An 18014-nucleotide genomic window follows, 5' to 3' on the forward strand; every position below is an offset into this window, starting at 1 on the left:
CGAAATCTCGCGATTCCGCCCGGTTACGGCTTGGCCCCTTCATCGGGTTTGATGTGGCGGAACGCGGCAAGCAACGAGAGGTCGTAGGCGATCTTCAATGCGCCGCATGCGACGAGCGGCACGCCGAGCCACCCGAGTCCGAACAGGCTTCCCGCCAGCGTCGGCGCGACAGCGGCCGCGAGACTGCGCGGCACCGACGTGAAGCTGGCCGCGGCAGGTCGTTCCGCCGGCGTGACGACGGCCATGACGTACGCGGTGCGCGTCGGCACGTCCATTTGCGACAACGCGCTGCGCATCAGCAGGAGCGCCAGCGTTGCCGGCAGCGTGGGCGCAAACGCCGCGCCGATCAGGCAAAGGCTCGACGGGATGTGCGTGAAGACCATCGTGTTCAACAAGCCAATCTTGCGCGACAGCGGCGCAGCGACAAGCTGGGAACCGGCGGAGAGCAAGCCGGACCAGAAGAAGAATTGCCCGGCTGCCCCGATCGACAGGCCAAAGCGTTGCATCAGCCAAAGCGACAGCAGCGAATTGACGACGAGTCCGCCGGCGAACGCGTCAATGCTGAACAGCAGCGCCAGCCGCGTGACGATCCGCCGGGAGGGACCGAGCGGCGGAGCGGCAGTTGCCCGGCGCGACTCCGCGATCGGTAGCCGGCGATACAAAACAGCGACCGAGATCCCCGTCACCGCATACAGGAGAAACATCGCGCGCAATGCCTCGAGCAGCGAGATGCCTGCGTGTGAAGCAAACCAGAGCGGCAGTCCCGCCGCGAGCGAACCCAGCGCAGCCGATACCGCGCCGATCAGGCTGTAGCGTGCGAACAAGGCGGTCCGCGCATCGCCGTTCGCCGCTTCGGCGAGTCTCGCCTGTTCGAGCGGCAGGAACAGGCTGACATCGCCCGAGCTCGGATTGAGCGTGCCGGCGAAGGCCACGACGAGTAGCGGCCAGAGCGTCGACAAGCCGGCAAAACCGATGCCGGTCGCAGCCATCAGAACGGCGGCAAGTGTCAGCATCCTGCGTGGCGGAAAACGGCTGGCGAGCACGCCGACCGCGATCGTCGCCGCGGCCGAGCCTGCCAGCGTCGCGGTGCTGATCAACCCAACCTCGACTTGCGCGAAGCCGAGCATCAGCAGGTAGGCCGGCAGCAGGACCGCAATGAAGCCGTCGCAGAAGCCGCGCAGGCCGCGGCTGACGAGAAGAATCCATGCCGTGTGCTCCACGCCAGCCGGCATCAGCCAGCGTGAAACGCGAACCGCGTACGACGCTGCCGGGCGCCCGCTAGGCACGTGCATCACGTCGGCACCACGTATAAAGCGCGTCGTACATCACCATCCCGTGCCGCAAGTGTTCGTGATCGTCGGCGAAGTTCCCCGACAGGCCGATCGATATCGCATACAGGCCGGTCGCCTCCGGCGCCAGGTCGAGCCGGTTCGTATCCGCCCCGCGCACGATCTCGGCGAGCTTGAGCAGCGCGGGGTCGCGAAGTGCGTATTTGTCGAGGAACGCATCGAAGCTGCAGTGCTCGCCGTGGTGCCCAAGCTCGACGCCAGGCACGTCGTACGGGATTGCGCCCGTTTCGCCCGCGATTCGCAGCACGTCCGCCCCGGGCACGAAGAGAAATTCAGGTGCGTCGTCGATGAACCGGGCGATGAGCCACGGACATGCGATGCGATCGATTTTCGGACGTTCCCGCGTAATCCATTTCATGATGCATCTCCTGTATGGCGGTACGGAAACTTCATCGCGACACGGCCGACGGGTCAGTCGTCGTCCTCTTCGTCGTCGCTGGCTGGGCGGCTATGATGAGCTTGCCGTCTTCGGTCGGAATCAGACGTTGCTGCTGGCCACCCTGCTCGATCGTCCCATCGCCATAGCGACCGGCACAATCCCGCAAGACCTTCGCATCACCCACTCCTTGTGGATCGCTCGCGGCGATTACCAGACCCTGTGAATGACGATCAGTCGTTCGGACAGGCCCTGCAACCGGGCCGGATCGCACGCCAGCGCTTTCATCTGGTACGTCACGTTCGTCTCCCGGTAGCGCGGTTCAGCGATGGAGGAACGGATAGGCCGCCAGCCCGATGAGTGCCGCGGCGGTGACGATCACCGGCTCCTGGAGCTTCTTGAAGCGCCACAACAGCAGAACGGTCGCGATGGCGAGGACGGCGGTCGGCACGTCGACGATCGATCGCTTCGCGATGACGAGCACGGAGCCCGTGATTGCACCGACGGCCGCCGCCGTGATGCCGTCGACGAACGCCTTGACGTCGGCCCGGTGACCGTATTTCTTGACGTAGGGCGCCGGGACGATGGTGAACAGATAGCAAGGCAGGAAGGTGCCGAGCGCGGCGACGATTGCGCCCGGGAAACCTGCCACCAGGTAGCCAATAAAGCCGACGGTGATCACGACCGGCCCCGGCGTGATCATGGCGACCGCGACGGCGTCGACAAACTGCTTGTCGTTGAGCCAGTGATGCTCGGTCACGACACCGCCGTACAGAAACGGCACGATCGCGAGCCCCGACCCGAACACGAATGCGCCGGCTTTCGCGAAGAACACGCCGATCTGCGCGAGTTGCGGCAGATCGACGCCGCTCAGCAGGCCGCTGGCCGCCGGCAGGTTGGCGCCGGCGAGCGCGCTCAGCCCGCCCTTGTGCAGCCACTTGGGCGGGGCGCGCCACAGCCAGCCGATCAGGCCGGCGACGATGAAGAGCCACGCGATTTCCGATTCCGTGATGAAGGTCACGGCAGCCAGCGTGATGAAGATCGCCCACAGCAGCTTGTCGTTGCCGACGGTCTTTATCGTGAGCTTGTACGCGCTCATCGCGATGATGCCGACCACGGCGGCCCCGACGCCGTAGAAGACCGCCTGCATCCACGACAGCCCGCCGAAGTGCGCATAGGCGAACCCGAGCGCGAGCACCATCAGGAACGACGGCAGCACGAACGCAAAACCGACGAGCGTCGCGCCGCGGATGCGGTAGTGGACGAAGCCGAGATAGATCGCGAGCTGGGCGGCCATCGGTCCCGGTGCGAGCTGGGCCAGCGTGAGTCCTTCCTTGTAGTCGGCCTCCGTGATCCAGCCGCGCTTCTCGACGAGATCGCGGCGCATGTAGCCAGCGAGCGCGACCGGGCCACCGAACCCCAACGCGCCGAGTCGCAACATGTATCCGACCAGTTGGCCTAGCGAATAGGTCGGCTCGGTGGTCGCGATTGCGGTAGTCATGACTTGGCCCCGGTCCCGTTCTTGTCGTTCGACGCGAAATGCACGTACAGCGAGTCGAGTACCGCACCCATCTGCTCGAGCAATTGATCGTCGTTGTCCGTGCGCTGGCGCGTGCCGGCCATCACGGCCTCGAAGCCGACCGCTTCGGGAGCTGAGGGGCCGCCGACATCGAGCGCATGCACGACCTCGCCGAGCCGCATCAGCGCCGGGTCCTGGTCGAGCCCGAAACTCGCGAGCAGCACCTCGAACGTCACGCGTTCGCCGACGTGGGTGAACGTCGCACCGTCGAAATCGAAGCCAAGCGCATCGGCCGGACAATCGGTCGGCGACGCGAGCCAGATGAAGCGCGCGCGTGCGTCGATGAAACGGCGGATCAGCCACGCGCTCGCGACGCGGTCGACCCACATGCGCTGCCGTGTCGCCCAGGTGCGACCTTGATACTCATCGATCGCCAGCCGCCGGATTTCGCGTTCCGCGGCATGCGGTTCGCCTGGCGACAGCACGGTGTCGACCAGTGCAACGAAATCGTGCAGCGCGACTTCGGCGCGGGTGGCCGAGTCGCCCGGGAAGTAGTCGATCGCACGGAGCGTGTCGAAGTCCTTGTGCAGGCGCCGCAGCAGGCGGGTCAGTTCCGTGGCGGATTGCCCGGCCAGCGTCTTGCGCGCGTCGGCAAGGGCGCGGGTAAAGATCGTGTAGTCGTCGTCGCGACTGAACAGCGCACGGAATTCCTGCTCCTGCGACGCGTCGAGGCTCGGCGCGCGCAGCAGGTGGGCCGTGCCGCCGCTTTCGGCGATCCCGTCCGCCAGTTCGCGCAGCGTACTTTCATGCTCGGCCGTGTACGGAAGCAGGTAGATGCCGTCGCGCAGCACCGCGCTGCCCTTTGCCTTGAGCGCGCGCCAGTAGCGCATGCGGGCCGTCGCGTTTTCAGTCGGAAGGGTCAGAACGAGAAGTGACCAGGTCGTGAGAGTATCCATGTAGCGAATACTACTCATTCGTTATTTACTCTACAAGTTAACTTTGAGGGCAACTGCTTGGCCGTTGCGGCCGCCTTTCCCTTGCGGCGGCTGCAAGCGACCACAACGATTCAGCGTGCAGCGTCCACCGGGCATAGAAACCGGAGCGCGACAACTGCGGATGGACTGTCAGTCGCCAAGCAGTTTGCGGACAGCGCGAGCGAAGCCCACCTCGAATATCGTGCGACCACGTTCGTTCAATATCTCGCCGTGACTGCCTTCCCGAAGACCACGCTCTTCGAGGTAGCTTGTCGAAACCGCCTTCTTCGAAGCCTCGCGCTCGGTCGGTCTGAACTGCGCGTTTGGAGAGGGCACGGTTACCGGTCACCGTCGATCCCGAGACTGGCCATCCGCTCCGGCACGATCGCCACACCTCGCCCGGCCGCGACGAGATTCAGCATCGACGTTTTCGGCGACACGATCCGCGCCGCCGCCGGTACGAATCCCCGCTTCAGACAAAGATCGATCACGGCGCCCGCCACGCGTCCCGGCCACTCAGAAGTTGTGCTTCACCCCGACCGTCACCGACAGTTGCCGGCTGCCGGTCGCGTTCGGCAGGTTCGGAATCTGCGCGTAGTTCGCCGCGCCGCCCGTCGCCGGGTCGATGCCGATCCCGTGACCTGCCGCCTTCTGGAAAACGCCGACCGTATAGAGCGACGTCCGCTTCGACAGGTTATAGGCCATGCCCAGGTTGACCTGATGAAACTTCGGCGAGCCGTTTGCGTCGGTCTTCATCGAGTTGTAGATATAGGCGGCGCCCAGCATGAATGCCGGCGTCACCGAAAACGTCGTGCTGACCTCGACGATGTCGAAGCGCGCATCGGCGCCGCGCGGATGCGCGGCATCGGCGAAATACCGGCTGTCGTCGAGCGTCGTATGCGTATAGACGACGCCGACCGTCGCCGGCCCGATCGCATACGAGCCGCCCACGCCGATCGCCTTCAACGCACGCGCATCCTGCAGCTTGCAATACATCGCCGCCGGATTCGAGCACGCGAAATCGCCGATATAACCCCGCGTGCCGCCAAGCGCCGCGTCGAGCGGATGATTCAGGTCGAGCGCGCCGACGCCGAACGAAAATGGCCCGTTGTTGTAGCTCGCGGCCAGCGCCCATCCGCGCTGCCGGGAAAAATCGCCGGCGACACCGCCGAACGAAAACGTGCCGCTGAACGAGAATCCCGCCATCACGGGGCTCGCGTACTGCACCGCGCTGTTCAGGTTGAGTGCGGCGTTGAGGTTGTCGACGTCGCCGATGTGGGCGCCGAACAGCGTGGCCCACGGAACGCTCGATGCGTAAGGTGCGAGCGTGGTCGTGTACGAGTCGAACTGCCGGCCGACGGTCAACGTCCCGTAGCGATCGTTCGACAAGCCGACCCACGCATTCTGGTTGAACGGCGTATCGGTCTGCAGCAAGCTGCCGCTGTTCATCCAGAAGCTGTTCTCGAGCTTGAACGTGACGGCCGTGCCGCCGCCGATATCCTCGCTGCCCGTCAGGCCGATGCGCGACGGCGCGCTCGCGCCGCCGGTCATCTGCCACGCATGTCCGCCGCGCACCGCGCCGTCGGCCCCGGTCGTCTGCACGTTGTTCGTGTACGTGATGCCGGTATCCACATCGCCGTACAGCGTGACGCTGCTCAATGCATGCGCGCCCTGCGTGACGGCGAGCGCCGCCACCGCCGCCGCGATCCTGCGCGGCGTCGTCAGATCCTTCATCGATCATCCCCCCTGATGCGTCGTATCCGTGTCGCGACCGTGTGCCGGAACCCGAACGCGCCGGCCGGTCGGCGCGAGCGTTGCCGGCGCCCCGGCAACGCTCGCATCCGCGTTTACGCGTAGTTCATCATCACGGACTTGCTTTCCGTGTACTGGTCGATCACCGCACGACCGAGTTCACGGCCGAAACCCGACTGCTTCATCCCGCCGAACGGCATCGCGTTGTCGAGCAGCGAATGGCAGTTGACCCACACCGTGCCGGCTGCAATGCGCGGGATGAGCTTGTGAATCGCGGAAAGGTCGTTCGACCAGATGCTCGCGCCGAGACCATACGGCGTGTCGTTCGCGAGCTGCACGGCCGTGTCGACATCGTCGAACGGCATCGCGACCAGCACCGGCCCGAAGATCTCCTCGCGCACGACGCGCATCGCCTGCGTCGTATCGACCAGCACGGTCGGCTCGACGAAGAAGCCGGGGCCGTCGATCGCGCGGCCGCCCGCGGCGGCGCGTGCGCCTTCTTCGAACCCCGAATCGATATAGCCGCACACGCGCTCGCGCTGCTTCGCCGATACGAGCGGGCCGATCTGCGTCGACGGGTCCATCCCCGGGCCGATCTTCAGGCTCGCGGCGATCTTCGCGACGCGTTCGATCACGCCGTCGAACACCTTCGCATGGATGTATGCGCGCGAACCGGCCGTACACACCTGCCCCTGGTTGAAGAAGATCGCGTTCGCAACGCCCAGCGCGGCCTTGTCGAGATCGACGTCGGGCAGCACGATCACCGGCGACTTGCCGCCGAGTTCGAGCGACATCCGTGTCATGTTGTCGAGCGCCGCGTGACCGATCGTCTTGCCCGTTTGCGTCGAGCCGGTGAACGCGATCTTGTCGATGCGCGGATCGCGCGACAACGCGGCCCCTGCCGTGTGGCCGTAACCGGTGACGATATTGACGACGCCGTCCGGGAACCCGGCCTGCTGAATCAGCTCGCACAGGCGCAGTGCGCTCAGCGGCGTATCTTCCGCGGGCTTCAGCACGATGGTGCAACCGGTCGCAAGCGCGGGCGCAATCTTCCATGCCGCCATCAACAGCGGGAAATTCCACGGAATGATCGCGCCGACCACGCCGACGGGCTCCTTGCGCGTATAGGTGAAGACTTCGCTGCCCGGCATGTACGGCATGCCCGCATCGATCACGCTGCCTTCGATCTTCGTCGCCCAGCCGGCCATGTAGCGGAAGCACTGCGCGGCCATTGCGACGTCGAGCCCCTGCGCCACCATCACCGGCTTGCCGTTGTCGAGCGATTCGATTTCGGCAAGCTCGCGCGCATTGGCTTCGATCAGGTCGGCGAGCTCGAGCAGCAGGCGCTCGCGGTCGGTGGTCTTCGCGGTGCGCCACGGCCCCGCATCGAATGCGCGCCGCGCGGCGGCAACGGCTTGCTGCACGTCACGTTCGTCCGCTTCGGGCACGCGCGCGATCACGGTGCCGTCGGCCGGGTTCACGACGTCGAGCTGGCGGCCCGACGCGGCGTCGGTCCACTCGGCACCGATCAACATCTTCTTCTGCTTCGCGAGAAACGCGCGGGTTGCATCGAGCAACGGAAATGTTTCGTTCGTCTCCATGTTCACTCCTCCTCGATTTCTTGATTGAGTCGATCAGTAGCGATCCGTGACGCCGTCGATCCCGCGTGCCTGCAACGCGCGGACGAGGCCGACGCGCACGGTCGCGACGTCGGAAAAGGCAGGCCTTCGGTGCGCGGCGACTTCGGCTGCCGTATAGGGCTTGAAGTCGCGCGGCAGCGCATCGCGGTTCATCGTCGTGAGCACCCAGTTGAGTACGTCGGCCAGATCCTGATCCGACAGCGCCGAGTTCGACGCGCCGGGCACGCGCATCACGTATTCGCGCCCGGCCGGCAGATGCGTGAAATAGCCGAGCGAGTTCGCGAGCGGCGGCACCTTGCCGGGAATGCCGCCGCCCGTCGCCGTATGGCAGCCCATGCAGTTGAGCACCCAGTGCTGCCGCGCGAGCGCCGCGTCGGCCGCACCGTCGGCATGCGCGGGTGCAGCGGTCACGCATGCGACAGTGCCGGCAAGCAGCAACAGCGACGGCAGCCGACGCGACAGGCCGCCGACCCGCGATGCCGCCTTCGACGTGCGCCGCGCGCGCCGCATCGGCTCGCCAACGCGCGATGCCCAGGCAACGTTCACAGGCCCAACTCCTTGACCACCACGGCGCGTTGCGCATGAACGGCCGTGCCGTCCACCTCCTTCGCGCGCGCCGCGCGGATCTCGGCCGCGGTGAACGGCTTCGCGTTGCCTTGCCGTGCATCGAGGTCGATCACGACGTAGTTGAGCACGTGCGCGATATCGTCGTCGCTCGCGCTCGCAAACGACGGCATCTTGAAGTTGTAGCTCTTGTCGTGCACCTTGATCTCGCCGAACATCCCGTGCAGCAGCGTCGCGACCAGTTGCGCACGCCCGGCTTCGGCCGCCGCGTACTTGCCCGGATACTCGGTCAGCGGCGGCGCGAGGCCGTCCTGCCCCTTGCCGCCCGCCTGGTGGCATACCGCGCACTGCGCGTCGAACAGGCTCTTGCCGGCCGGGTAATGCACGGCCTGCTGCGCGCCGGCGATGCCCGGCAACGCGATTGCCGCAACGGTCGCCACGCACGCGACGACGATTTTTCCCGCTTGCTTCACTTTCATTGCTTTGCCGCTCCGAGCAGAACCGAAACCGAACAGTGGTAATTCGAATTACCGTTCGCCATGCACCAGTTGATGTCGTTGTTCAACGACAGCTTGTACAGCGGCTTCTCGCGCTCGTTGCGATTGCAGAAGCACTTTCCGCACGACGTCTTGCCGCAGCAGTCGTTGTACGACACGATGTAGTCCGAACCGTCGTGCGGGTTGCGGCAGGTGCCGATCCACGTGATCGGCGAAGGCGTCGTGCCCGGCGGGCAACTGCTCGACGTCCCGCCGCAGCAGCTGCAAAGCCAGCCGTCGATCGCGCAGTACTTCCAGTAGTCGCAGCTCATCGGATCGTCGCTGGCCCCCGCTGCGGCCGCGCCGCCGGACGCAGCGGATGCGCCCGACGCCGCATCGGCCGCATACGCGGTGCGATCGACGGGCAGCAGCGGCAGCATCGCCGATCCCACCAGCACCTTGCCGAGCTTTGCCATCGCGCTGCGCCGCGAACTGTGCTGCGCGACGCCGCGCGCCGATCGCTCGAACCATGAATCAAACAGGCCCATGTCGTTGTTCTCCAATGACGTTGTAAGAGGTTCGGCCGATCATGCGTGCTGCGCGTGGGCGTCGTGGCTGTGATCGCCGTGCACGAACTGCTGCAGCGAAGCGACGCCGCGCTCCTTCGCCTCGAACAGGCTCTCGAGATGCTCGCGCGTGTTGACGAGCCCCTTCGCGCGCACCGCGCCGGTCTCGTCGAGCAGCACCGCGTACGGCAGCTTGCCGATCTGGTACGCGAGGCCGAGTTCCTGCGACAGCACGTACGGGAAGCGCGCGAGGTCGTGCTTTTGCGCGAAGCGTGCGTGTTCGCCGAAATCGCCGTCGCTCGCGAGCACGATGTTCACCGGTGTCGATTCGCTCGCCTGCAGCGACGGCAGCAGCGGCAGCAGCTTCTTGCAGACCGGGCACGTCGGCGACAGGAAGAACAGCAGCGTCGCCTTGCCCGATGCGTCGATGCCGCCGACCTTCACCTGCGAGCCGCGAATATCGGTCAGCTCGAACGTCGGCGCGATCGCGCCGACCGCCGGCCCCTTGTCGATCATCAGCGCGCCGGCCGGCATGATGCGTTCGTACAGGATGCCGATCTGGCGCACCAGCGCGAGGCAGATCGCGCCGAGCGCGAGGACGGCAACCCACAGCAGTGCGGTGGAAACGGTGAGAGCGGTTTGCATCATGAATTCCTCAGGTGGGAAAGGCGCGGTACGTTGGCGAGCAGCACGTCGACGGTGAGCAGCGCGCAGACGATCAGCAATACGGAGAAGAACAGCGTCAGGTAGTCGAACCACACGACCGTGCGCGTGCCCGGCGCGACGAGCGCGGTTGCGGCCAGCGCGGCGAGCAGCAGCACGCGGCCGACATGCAGCCAGCCGATGCCGCGCGGCGCATCCGCGCGCGCAGCGGTGAAGCCGGAACAGCCGCAGTCGATGTCGGTGTGGCCGCGCATCAGGTTGATCGCAAGCCCGGCGGCGAAGATCACGAGCAACGCGATCAGGCCGATCGCGCCGGCCACGCGCGTATCGGGAAACAGCAGCGCCGCGGCGCAGACGGCTTCCGCAAGCGGAATCGCGAACGCGACAGGCGCGGTCAGCGCGTCGGGCAGCAAACGGTAGCCGGCAAGCACGTGGCGGAACGCGGCGGGCCGGCGCATCTTCGCGAAGGCGCCGAGCAGCACGACGACGGCCGCGCCGGCCTGCGCGCTGGTGGCGAGTACGGGATCGAGAATCATCGCGGCCTCACGGATTGACGAGCAGCGTCGACGTATTGCCGATCTGCTTCTCTACGTTGCGCAGCTTGCCGGTATGCGCGTCCATCACGACGAGGTCGGACGTCGCCGTCAGCCCGTAGAACAGCGGCTTGTCGTCCTCGCTGACCTGGATCGACACGAGCGGATCGATCTTCTGCTGCGCGAGATCCCAGCGCGCGACACGCTGCTTCGACTTCAGGTCGTATACCCACACCTGCGTGCCGGGATCCTTGTGCGAGCCATCGCCGCCCTTGTGCATCAGCACGTAGTAGCGGTTCTGCTTCGCCTGCACGGCCGTCTGCTGCATGCCGCCCGGGCGCCAGCCTTCGGCGCGCTCGGCGTCCGTCAGCAGCGGCCACGACTTGCCGAACGCCGGCTTGTCGCCGCTGAAATCGGCGCTGCGCACGTTGCCGCCGTATGTCGTGAACAGATAAGCGCCCTTGTATGGCGACGCGTTCACGAATGCCGGATCCTTGTCGACGTCGATGAATGCATCCGACATCGTGCGCTTCGTTTCCTTGCCGCTCGCATCGAGCGTGACGGTCAGCGCCTTGCCGCTTTCGCACAGCGCGGTGAAACGGTCGTTCGCCGACGGATACGCGAGCACGCACGCGGCCGTGTCGATCTCCGACAGCACCTTCTTCGAGACGGCGTCGATCACCGTCACCGACGCGGCCGGCGTGATGTTCGCGACGTACAGCCGCTTGCCGTCGGTGCTGAACGCGGTGTTGTACGGCGACGGCACATGCTGCCCGTGCTTCGGCGGAATCACGATCTCGCCCGCGTGATCGAGTGTCGTGTTGTCGGTCATCTCGACGACGTCGGTACGCGTGCCGTGCGAGCCGCGCGAGAAGTAGGTGGTCGCGACGAAGCTCGTCTTGTGGTCGGGCGAAATCGCGAAGCCGGGGCCGAAGCCGCCGTCGATCTGGCCGAGCAGCTTCTTCGCGTCGGCGTCGTACACGTAGATGCGCCCGTCGGTCATCGACGGCATCGAGATGTCGACGATATAAACCTCGTGCGGATGCCACGGCGGCATCTTCTGCACGACCAGCTCCTCGGGTTTTTCCGTCGCGCATGCACTGCCGACCCATGCCGCCGCGAACGCCAGCGTCGCCGCGAGCGCCGCGGTTCGTCGCGTTGTCCTCATGTCGCCTCCAGTTGGGAATTCACTTGATGTGGGGCGACTGTAGTTCGACAAAAAATCCGGTCAGCACCAGGACCGGCAACGCGTGCGTGCCGATTCGGGATATTGGAAATGCGCCTGAAAGCCGCGTGCGGACGCGGCTTCCGACCCTCTGACGAATACGCGCGGAATAGCGCTCGACCTTATTGCGCCGACCGCTCGGTCGGTTTAATCTTCCGCGGTCCTGATCGACACCCCTGGAGGCGCTGTGTTCGTGTTTCACGAGATGTTCGACGACGCGGACCGGCATGCCGACGCGCTGCGCGGCTGGAACCAGCGCTACGACCAGATCGGTTCGGGCGCGTATCGCAGCGTGGTCAAGCACGCCGTGCTCGACGGCATCGAGTTGTTCCAGGAAGCCGCGAACGTGCGCATCATCCAGCGTGGACAGTTGCCGCCCGGTCACACGGTGTTCGGCATGCCGCTCACCGGCTCGGGCGCATTCGCGTTCGGCGGCGCGCGCATCGAACGCGGCACGATGGTGATGGCGCGCGGCGGTGCGCCGTTCGAACTGCATTCGCCGGACGACATGTCACTGATCGGTGTCGTCGTCGACGCCGAGCTGCTGCTACAGGTCGAGGATGCGGCCGATGTCCGGCTCGACGCAGCGACGCTGCGGCGCGGCGTCGTCGACTTGCCGACGGCCGTGCTGATGCGCGCGAGCGTGCAGATCGCGACGCAGCTCGAACGCGTGCTGTCGTCGCCCGACACGTTCGGCGACATGCGCGCGCAACGCGAACTGCGCGGCGAGATCGGCAACATGCTCGTCGATCTCCTTACATACCGGATGCCCGAGCCGTCGAACCGGCTCACGCATGCGTGCCGCGCCGACATCGTGCGCCGCGTGCACGACTACGTGATCGGCCACCCGGAAGCGCCCGTCGACGTGTTGAGCCTGTGCGCGCAGCTGCGCGTGAGCCGGCGCACGATGCAGAACAGCTTTCAGTCGGTCGTGCAGACCAGCCCGCTGCACTACGTACGCTCGCTGCGCCTGTCGCAGGTGCGGCGGATGCTGCTCGACACGCGGCAGGCCGACCTGCCGATCAGCGACGTGGCCGCGCGCTGGGGCTTCATCCATCTCGGCCATTTCGCGAACGCGTACAAGGCGCAATTCGGCGAACTGCCGTCGGCCACGGCGCGCCGCTCGGTGCGCACCGCAAAAACGCGCTGAAGACGAGCAAAACCCGCGATAATCTTCCGCTGACCGTTCGGCGCCTGCGAGCCGGCCGCGGCATGTGCCCGTCCGTCCGCAATCCCGTGCGATGTGCGACGACCACCGGATTCCATCCCCTGCCCCGATGCCCGAGGATTTCCACTTCCTGTTGCTGCCCGGCTTCTCCGCGCTCGGCTTCATGTCCGCGGTCGAGCCGCTGCGCGTCGCGAACCGCTTCCGCACCGAGCTCTACCGCTGGCACGTGATCAGCGCCGACGGTGCACCGGTCGCCGCGAGCAACGGCATTCCCGTCGCCGCCGAAGCCGCGTGCGCGGACGTCGCGCAGGTCGATACGGTGTTCGTCGTCGCGGGCTTCGATCCGCTCGTGTGCTACACGCGCGCAATCGGCGACTGGCTGCGCCGCCAGCACCGGCACGGCGCGACGCTCGGCGGCATCGACACGGGCAGCTTCGTGCTCGCGGAAGCCGGGCTGTTCGACGCGTCGCAGCCGCTGACGCTGCACTGGGAAGCGCTGGCCGCGTTCCGCGAACGCTATCCGGGCCTGAACGCGACGCAGGAGCTGTTCGAGATCGACGACCGGCGCATCACCTGCGCGGGCGGCACCGCGTCGATCGACATGATGCTCGACCTGATCGGGCGCCGGCACGGCGCCGATCTCGCGGCGGCGATCTCCGAGCAGTTCGTCGTCAGCCGCATCCGGCAGCGCTCGGACAGCCAGCGGCTCGAGATCGCCGCGCGCTACGGCGTGCACAACCGCAAGCTGATCCAGGTGATCGGCACGATGCAGCGGCACATGGAAAATCCGCTCGGCTCCGACGCGCTCGCGCAGGACGTATCGATCACGCGACGCCAGCTCGAACGGCTGTTCAGCGCGACGCTGAACGACACACCGACGCATTTCTACCTGAACCTGCGCCTCGATCGTGCTCGCGAACTGCTGCAGCAGACCGACATGAGCATCACGTCGGTGTGCGTCGCGTGCGGGTTCGAATCGCCGTCGCATTTCTCGCGCACGTATCGCGCGAGGTTCGGCTTGAGCCCGCGCAGCGACCGTCGTGCAACACGCTGATCGTCGCGGGTTTTAATCACAATCCTGCGCGGAATTGCGCGTTCCGGCGGCGTTTCCCGCCGCTCGCTGAACAATGCCGGCGATCGATCGACGGACCGAAGCGATCGTCGAAAATAAATTGCAATGTCGATGAAAATATTCTGTAACATACCTCGCAATTAGCAATTAGATAGGCAGCCTAACGAGATGAGAGACCGGATCCGACGCACGTCGATCCGCGCAGGCTGCCGACCGATATCGATATCGATCCGAGGGGTATGACATGACGATGCTCGCTTCGCCGTCGCCGCACCTGCCTTCCGTTCGCTTCCCCGCTCCTTCCTCCGCCTGTTTCTTTTCGACCTGACATTTAGGTTTCCTTAGTCAGTCGACGCTCCCAACACCGCTTCGCCGCACCGGTTCCATCGAACCGGCGCGCGGGCCGTGTCGTGCCTGCGCGCCACGAGCGCGCGGGCGTGTCCAACCGTTGAGATGAGGATCACGTATGCAGACATCACGCAAAGCATTGCCGCTCGCCCTGGGCCTTGCGCTCGGTTTCGGCATCGTCGGCGCCGCCGCGGCCGATACGAAGGTCTCGAATCCGCAGGCAGCGAGCCTGCGCGAAAGCCTGACGCGCGGCGTCGCGCCGCCCGCCGCGAAAGCCGATACGGCCGCCGGGCAGTTCCGCGCGGACGGCGTCGCCGTCACGCTGTACAACCCCGCGTATCGTGTGAAGAAGGCTGCCGCGACGCCCGCCGCAACCGCGCGCGACTTCGTCGCAACGCAGGCGACGCAGCTCGGGCTCGACGCGACCGCGCTCGCGAGTCTCGTCGTCACGTCGGAACGCAACGATGCCGACTTCACCGTCGTGCGCCTGCAGCAGCAGGCAACCGGGCTGCCCGTATATGGCAGCGACATCGCGGTGACGGTCGCGAAGGACGGCCGCATCCTGTACGTTGCGAGCAACACGATCAACGGCGTGGTCGCGACGTCGCGCAAGTCGCAGGCCGTCGACCAGCAGCAGGCGCTCGACCGTGCGCGCGCGTATCTCGGCGTGAGCGGCTTCACGAATCTCGATGCGCAGCTCGTCGCGTTCGTCGACAAGGCCGGCACGCACACCGCATGGAAGGTGCGCGGCCGCCCGCAGGACGGCCCGAAGGGCGACTGGGAACTGCTGATCGATTCAGGCAGCGGCGAAGTGCTGCGCGCCGAGGACAAGGCGTTCTATGCGACCGACGGCACCGGCTTCGTGTTCCGGCCGGACCCGCTGTCGCCGACCAAGAGCAGCTACGGCAGCACCGGCTACAAGGACAGCAGCGACGCCGATTCGACCCAGCTCACGGCCGCGCGTGTGCGCGTGACGCTGAAGGATCTCGCGCAGTCGGGCGCGCGCTATGCGCTGTCGGGCCCGTATGCGGTGTGCGTCGACTTCGACGCGCCGCGCGACAACGCGTGCCCGCTGCAGTCGACGCCCGCGTTCGAATTCACGCGCGGCAACCTGTATTTCGAGGCCGCGAACGCGTACTACCACATCGACACTTTCCTGCGCTACGTGAACCAGACGCTCGGAATCAAGGCGCTGCCGTACCAGTACACGGGCGGCGTGCAGTACGACCCGCACGGCGAATCGGGCGACGACAACTCGTCGTACTCGTCGAGCAGCGGCCGGCTGACCTTCGGGCAGGGCGGTGTCGACGACGCGGAAGATGCGGACGTCGTGATCCACGAACTCGGCCACGGCATCCACGACTGGGTGACCAACGGCGGCCTGTCGCAACAAGAGGGGCTGTCCGAAGGCACCGGCGACTATCTCGCCGCTGCGTACAGTCGCGACTTCAACCAGTGGAGCCCGTCGGATGCGCAGTACCACTGGGTCTACAACTGGGACGGCCACAACGAATTCTGGGGCGGCCGCGTGACCAACTGGAACGTCGGGCGCACCTATGCGCAGGCGCGCGGTGCCGAGATCCACACGGCCGGCCAGTACTGGGCATCGTGCAACCTCGTCGCGCGCGACGCGATCGGCGCGCAGGCGATGGACAAGGCGTTCCTGAAGGGATTGTCGATGACCAACGGCTCGACCAACCAGAAGGCCGCCGCGCAGGCCGTGCTGACGGCCGCCTCCGCGCTCGGCTACAGCAGCGCGCAACTCACGGCGATCGGCAATGCGTACAACAAGAGCTGCACGTACGGCGTGACCGTGCCGCAGAAATCGTAATTCCGCAGCAGGCGGGGGCGCAGCGCACGACCTGCGGCGCGCCCTCTTCCCCGACTTCGTTACCCTCGCGAGATCGAACATGCCTACTCTGAAACTGACTCATCTGAGCGCCGCGCTGGGCGGCATGCTGTTGTCCGCCGCCGCGCATGCGGCCCCCGTGTGGATCACGCTCGGCGATGCGGCGTTCCGCCAGCTTCAACGCATCGACGCAAGCGCGACCGCGCAATACAGCACGGCGGTCGATGCCGGCAAGACCGCCGACGGCGCCGCGCGCCGCGAAACCGTTCACGTCGTCGAGATCGACGATTCGCGACTCGGCGAGCTGGCCCATGCCGTCCACCACACGCGCGGCCACGGGCCCGGCTACGTCGCGCACGACTCGTTCGACGAAGCGCGCCAGGCGCTGCAGCCGCTGCCGCCGTCGCTCGCGAAGCAGGCCGCAGCACCCGCGTACAAGGTGTCGAATGCGCCGCAGATCGGCACCTGGATCCAGCAACTGCAGGCCAGCAACATCGTCGGCACGATCACGTCGCTGTCCGGCTTCACGAACCGCTACTACACGACGTCGCACGGCGTTGCCGCATCGGACTGGCTCGCGCTGCAGTGGAAGCAACTGGCGGGCGCACGCGCCGACATCACCGTCGAACAGTTCGCACACACGGGCTTTCCGCAGAAATCCGTGATCCTGACGATCCGCGGCAGCGATCCGGCCGCGGGCACCGTCGTGCTGGGCGGCCACCTCGATTCGACCGTCGGCCGCACGACGGAGAACACGCGCTCGCCCGGCGCGGACGACGACGCATCGGGCATCGCGAGCCTCACCGAAGCGCTGCGCGTGCTGCTCGCGAACAACTACCGGCCGAAGCGGACGATCAAGTTTGTCGGGTACGCGGCAGAAGAGGCCGGCCTGCTCGGCTCGAAGGCGATCGCGAAGCAGTTCCGCGCGCAGAATGCGAACGTGGTCGGCGTGCTGCAGCTCGACATGACGAACTACAAGGGCGATCCGAAGGACATCTATCTGATTACCGACTACACGAACGCATCGCAGAACACGTACCTGACGAATCTGGCGAAGACCTACCTGCCGGAACTCGCGATCGGCACGTCGCAGTGCGGGTATGCGTGCTCGGATCATGCGTCGTGGAATGCGCAGGGCTATCCGGCGTCGTTCCCGTTCGAGGCCGACCAGAACGACAGTCCATATATCCATACCGTGAACGACACGCTGGAGAACTCGGATCGCCAGGCGAATCATGCGCTGAAGTTCGGCAAGCTGGCGCTGGCCTATGCAATCGATCTTGGCGGGGATGGCACCGTAGTCGCGAAGCCCTGACGGCGAGCGGCCGGGTCGTTCGTCTATCCGGACACGAAGGAAGCGTGTGCTCGCGGGTTCGCACACGCTTCCTCCCGGACGACCTTGATCGGACCACCTCGCCCAGCGTCCCGTAGAGACGCACGCCCGAAGCCAGCGCGCCCCCACGGAGGCTTCATGACGCAACACGTGCCGTGCGATTGACTCGATCGAACCGGACGCGCGCGCTCATCCGGATAGAATCGTCACTCTGCCACTCCGCTACACACTTCTCTTCATGACCGACACCACCCGCTCCGTCGACGATCTGTCGCCCGCTCGCGTCACGACCGCATTCGACCTGCCCGGCCATACGACCGTTCGCTCGCTCGGCGTCGCACAGGGCATCATCGTGCGTTCGCGCTCGATCGTCGGCTCGTTCGGCGCATCGCTGCAGACGATCTTCGGCGGCAACATCACGCTCTACACGTCGCTGTGCGAGAAAGCGCGCCAGCAGGCATTCGACAAGATGCTCGCCGATGCGCGCAAGCTCGGCGCGAATGCGGTCGTCGCGATGCACTACGACTCGACCGAGATCGGGTCGGGCGTCACGGAAGTCATCTGCTACGGCACGGCCGTGCGCGTGATGCAGGACGCGTGATACGCA

At 66.1% G+C, this 18014-nt stretch carries 19 protein-coding genes; 6 read left to right on the forward strand and 13 right to left on the reverse strand.

Features of this window, described 5'->3' with window-relative positions:
• Positions 1 to 23: 23 nt before the first annotated feature.
• Positions 24 to 1292: an MFS transporter gene (locus GD429_RS17050; RefSeq protein WP_152858316.1), complete on the reverse strand. Its 1269-nt coding sequence runs from the start codon at positions 1290 to 1292 to the stop codon at positions 24 to 26.
• Positions 1279 to 1707, reverse strand: a complete 429-nt coding sequence (locus tag GD429_RS17055; protein ID WP_152858140.1) for a chromate resistance protein ChrB domain-containing protein — start codon at positions 1705 to 1707, stop codon at positions 1279 to 1281. The genes GD429_RS17050 and GD429_RS17055 overlap by 14 nt, the downstream gene beginning before the upstream one ends.
• Between GD429_RS17055 and GD429_RS17060 the strand changes: the two genes are divergently transcribed.
• On the forward strand, positions 1706 to 1951 hold the full coding sequence (locus GD429_RS17060; protein WP_152858142.1) for a hypothetical protein: 246 nt from the start codon (positions 1706 to 1708) through the stop codon (positions 1949 to 1951). The two genes, GD429_RS17055 and GD429_RS17060, sit on opposite strands and share 2 nt — an antisense overlap.
• Positions 1952 to 2047: 96 nt before the next feature.
• Here GD429_RS17060 and GD429_RS17065 read toward each other — a convergent pair whose 3' ends face one another.
• The 11 genes from GD429_RS17065 to GD429_RS17120 form a co-directional block, all read right to left on the reverse strand.
• Positions 2048 to 3226 carry a chromate transporter gene (locus GD429_RS17065; protein WP_152858144.1) on the reverse strand — a complete coding sequence of 393 codons (1179 nt, stop codon included), beginning with the start codon at positions 3224 to 3226 and terminating at the stop codon, positions 2048 to 2050.
• The gene (locus GD429_RS17070) at positions 3223 to 4200 is read right to left on the reverse strand and encodes a chromate resistance protein ChrB domain-containing protein (RefSeq protein ID WP_193727122.1); all 978 of its coding nucleotides are present in this window, start codon (positions 4198 to 4200) and stop codon (positions 3223 to 3225) included. The genes GD429_RS17065 and GD429_RS17070 overlap by 4 nt, the downstream gene beginning before the upstream one ends.
• A gap of 168 nt (positions 4201 to 4368) precedes the next feature.
• Positions 4369 to 4554, reverse strand: coding sequence for a gamma-mobile-trio protein GmtX (gene gmtX, locus GD429_RS41625; RefSeq protein ID WP_321574666.1), 186 nt, complete (start codon positions 4552 to 4554; stop codon positions 4369 to 4371).
• A 180-nt stretch (positions 4555 to 4734) separates the two neighbouring features.
• Positions 4735 to 5952 (reverse strand): porin, encoded by a 1218-nt coding sequence (locus GD429_RS17085; RefSeq protein ID WP_152858148.1) that lies wholly within the window; start codon positions 5950 to 5952, stop codon positions 4735 to 4737.
• Positions 5953 to 6065: 113 nt separating this feature from the next.
• Positions 6066 to 7571 carry an aldehyde dehydrogenase family protein gene (locus GD429_RS17090; RefSeq protein WP_152858150.1) on the reverse strand — a complete coding sequence of 502 codons (1506 nt, stop codon included), beginning with the start codon at positions 7569 to 7571 and terminating at the stop codon, positions 6066 to 6068.
• A 33-nt stretch (positions 7572 to 7604) separates the two neighbouring features.
• Positions 7605 to 8120 (reverse strand): c-type cytochrome, encoded by a 516-nt coding sequence (locus tag GD429_RS17095; protein ID WP_152858319.1) that lies wholly within the window; start codon positions 8118 to 8120, stop codon positions 7605 to 7607.
• A 32-nt stretch (positions 8121 to 8152) separates the two neighbouring features.
• The gene (locus GD429_RS17100) at positions 8153 to 8653 is read right to left on the reverse strand and encodes a c-type cytochrome (RefSeq protein ID WP_152858152.1); all 501 of its coding nucleotides are present in this window, start codon (positions 8651 to 8653) and stop codon (positions 8153 to 8155) included.
• Complete coding sequence (locus tag GD429_RS17105; RefSeq protein WP_048243340.1) at positions 8650 to 9198, reverse strand: methylamine dehydrogenase light chain; 549 nt, start codon at positions 9196 to 9198, stop codon at positions 8650 to 8652. Before GD429_RS17105 ends, GD429_RS17100 begins: the two co-directional genes overlap by 4 nt.
• A 39-nt stretch (positions 9199 to 9237) precedes the next feature.
• A complete protein-coding gene (gene mauD, locus GD429_RS17110; RefSeq protein ID WP_152858154.1) occupies positions 9238 to 9864 on the reverse strand; it encodes a methylamine dehydrogenase accessory protein MauD in 627 nt (208 codons plus the stop codon).
• On the reverse strand, positions 9861 to 10415 hold the full coding sequence (locus GD429_RS17115; protein ID WP_152858156.1) for a MauE/DoxX family redox-associated membrane protein: 555 nt from the start codon (positions 10413 to 10415) through the stop codon (positions 9861 to 9863). Before GD429_RS17115 ends, mauD begins: the two co-directional genes overlap by 4 nt.
• Before the next feature lie 7 nt (positions 10416 to 10422).
• The gene (locus tag GD429_RS17120) at positions 10423 to 11580 is read right to left on the reverse strand and encodes an amine dehydrogenase large subunit (protein WP_152858158.1); all 1158 of its coding nucleotides are present in this window, start codon (positions 11578 to 11580) and stop codon (positions 10423 to 10425) included.
• Positions 11581 to 11842: 262 nt separating this feature from the next.
• On the opposite strand from GD429_RS17120, the gene GD429_RS17125 reads away from it, so the two are divergent.
• From GD429_RS17125 to GD429_RS17145, 5 genes are all read left to right on the forward strand, one after another.
• Complete coding sequence (locus tag GD429_RS17125; RefSeq protein ID WP_152858322.1) at positions 11843 to 12787, forward strand: helix-turn-helix domain-containing protein; 945 nt, start codon at positions 11843 to 11845, stop codon at positions 12785 to 12787.
• 127 nt (positions 12788 to 12914) lie between these two features.
• Positions 12915 to 13859: a GlxA family transcriptional regulator gene (locus GD429_RS17130; RefSeq protein ID WP_111018779.1), complete on the forward strand. Its 945-nt coding sequence runs from the start codon at positions 12915 to 12917 to the stop codon at positions 13857 to 13859.
• A gap of 484 nt (positions 13860 to 14343) precedes the next feature.
• Entirely contained in the window at positions 14344 to 16056 is a 1713-nt protein-coding gene (locus tag GD429_RS17135) for a M36 family metallopeptidase (RefSeq protein ID WP_152858160.1), read from the forward strand.
• Between the two features lie 79 nt (positions 16057 to 16135).
• The gene (locus GD429_RS17140) at positions 16136 to 17389 is read left to right on the forward strand and encodes a M20/M25/M40 family metallo-hydrolase (RefSeq protein ID WP_152858162.1); all 1254 of its coding nucleotides are present in this window, start codon (positions 16136 to 16138) and stop codon (positions 17387 to 17389) included.
• A 256-nt stretch (positions 17390 to 17645) separates the two neighbouring features.
• Positions 17646 to 18008, forward strand: a complete 363-nt coding sequence (locus tag GD429_RS17145; RefSeq protein WP_152858164.1) for a YbjQ family protein — start codon at positions 17646 to 17648, stop codon at positions 18006 to 18008.
• The last annotated feature ends 6 nt before the right edge of the window (positions 18009 to 18014 follow it).

Origin of the sequence: Burkholderia sp. BE17 (assembly GCF_009362305.1) — a bacterium.
GTDB lineage: Bacteria > Pseudomonadota > Gammaproteobacteria > Burkholderiales > Burkholderiaceae > Burkholderia > Burkholderia pyrrocinia_C.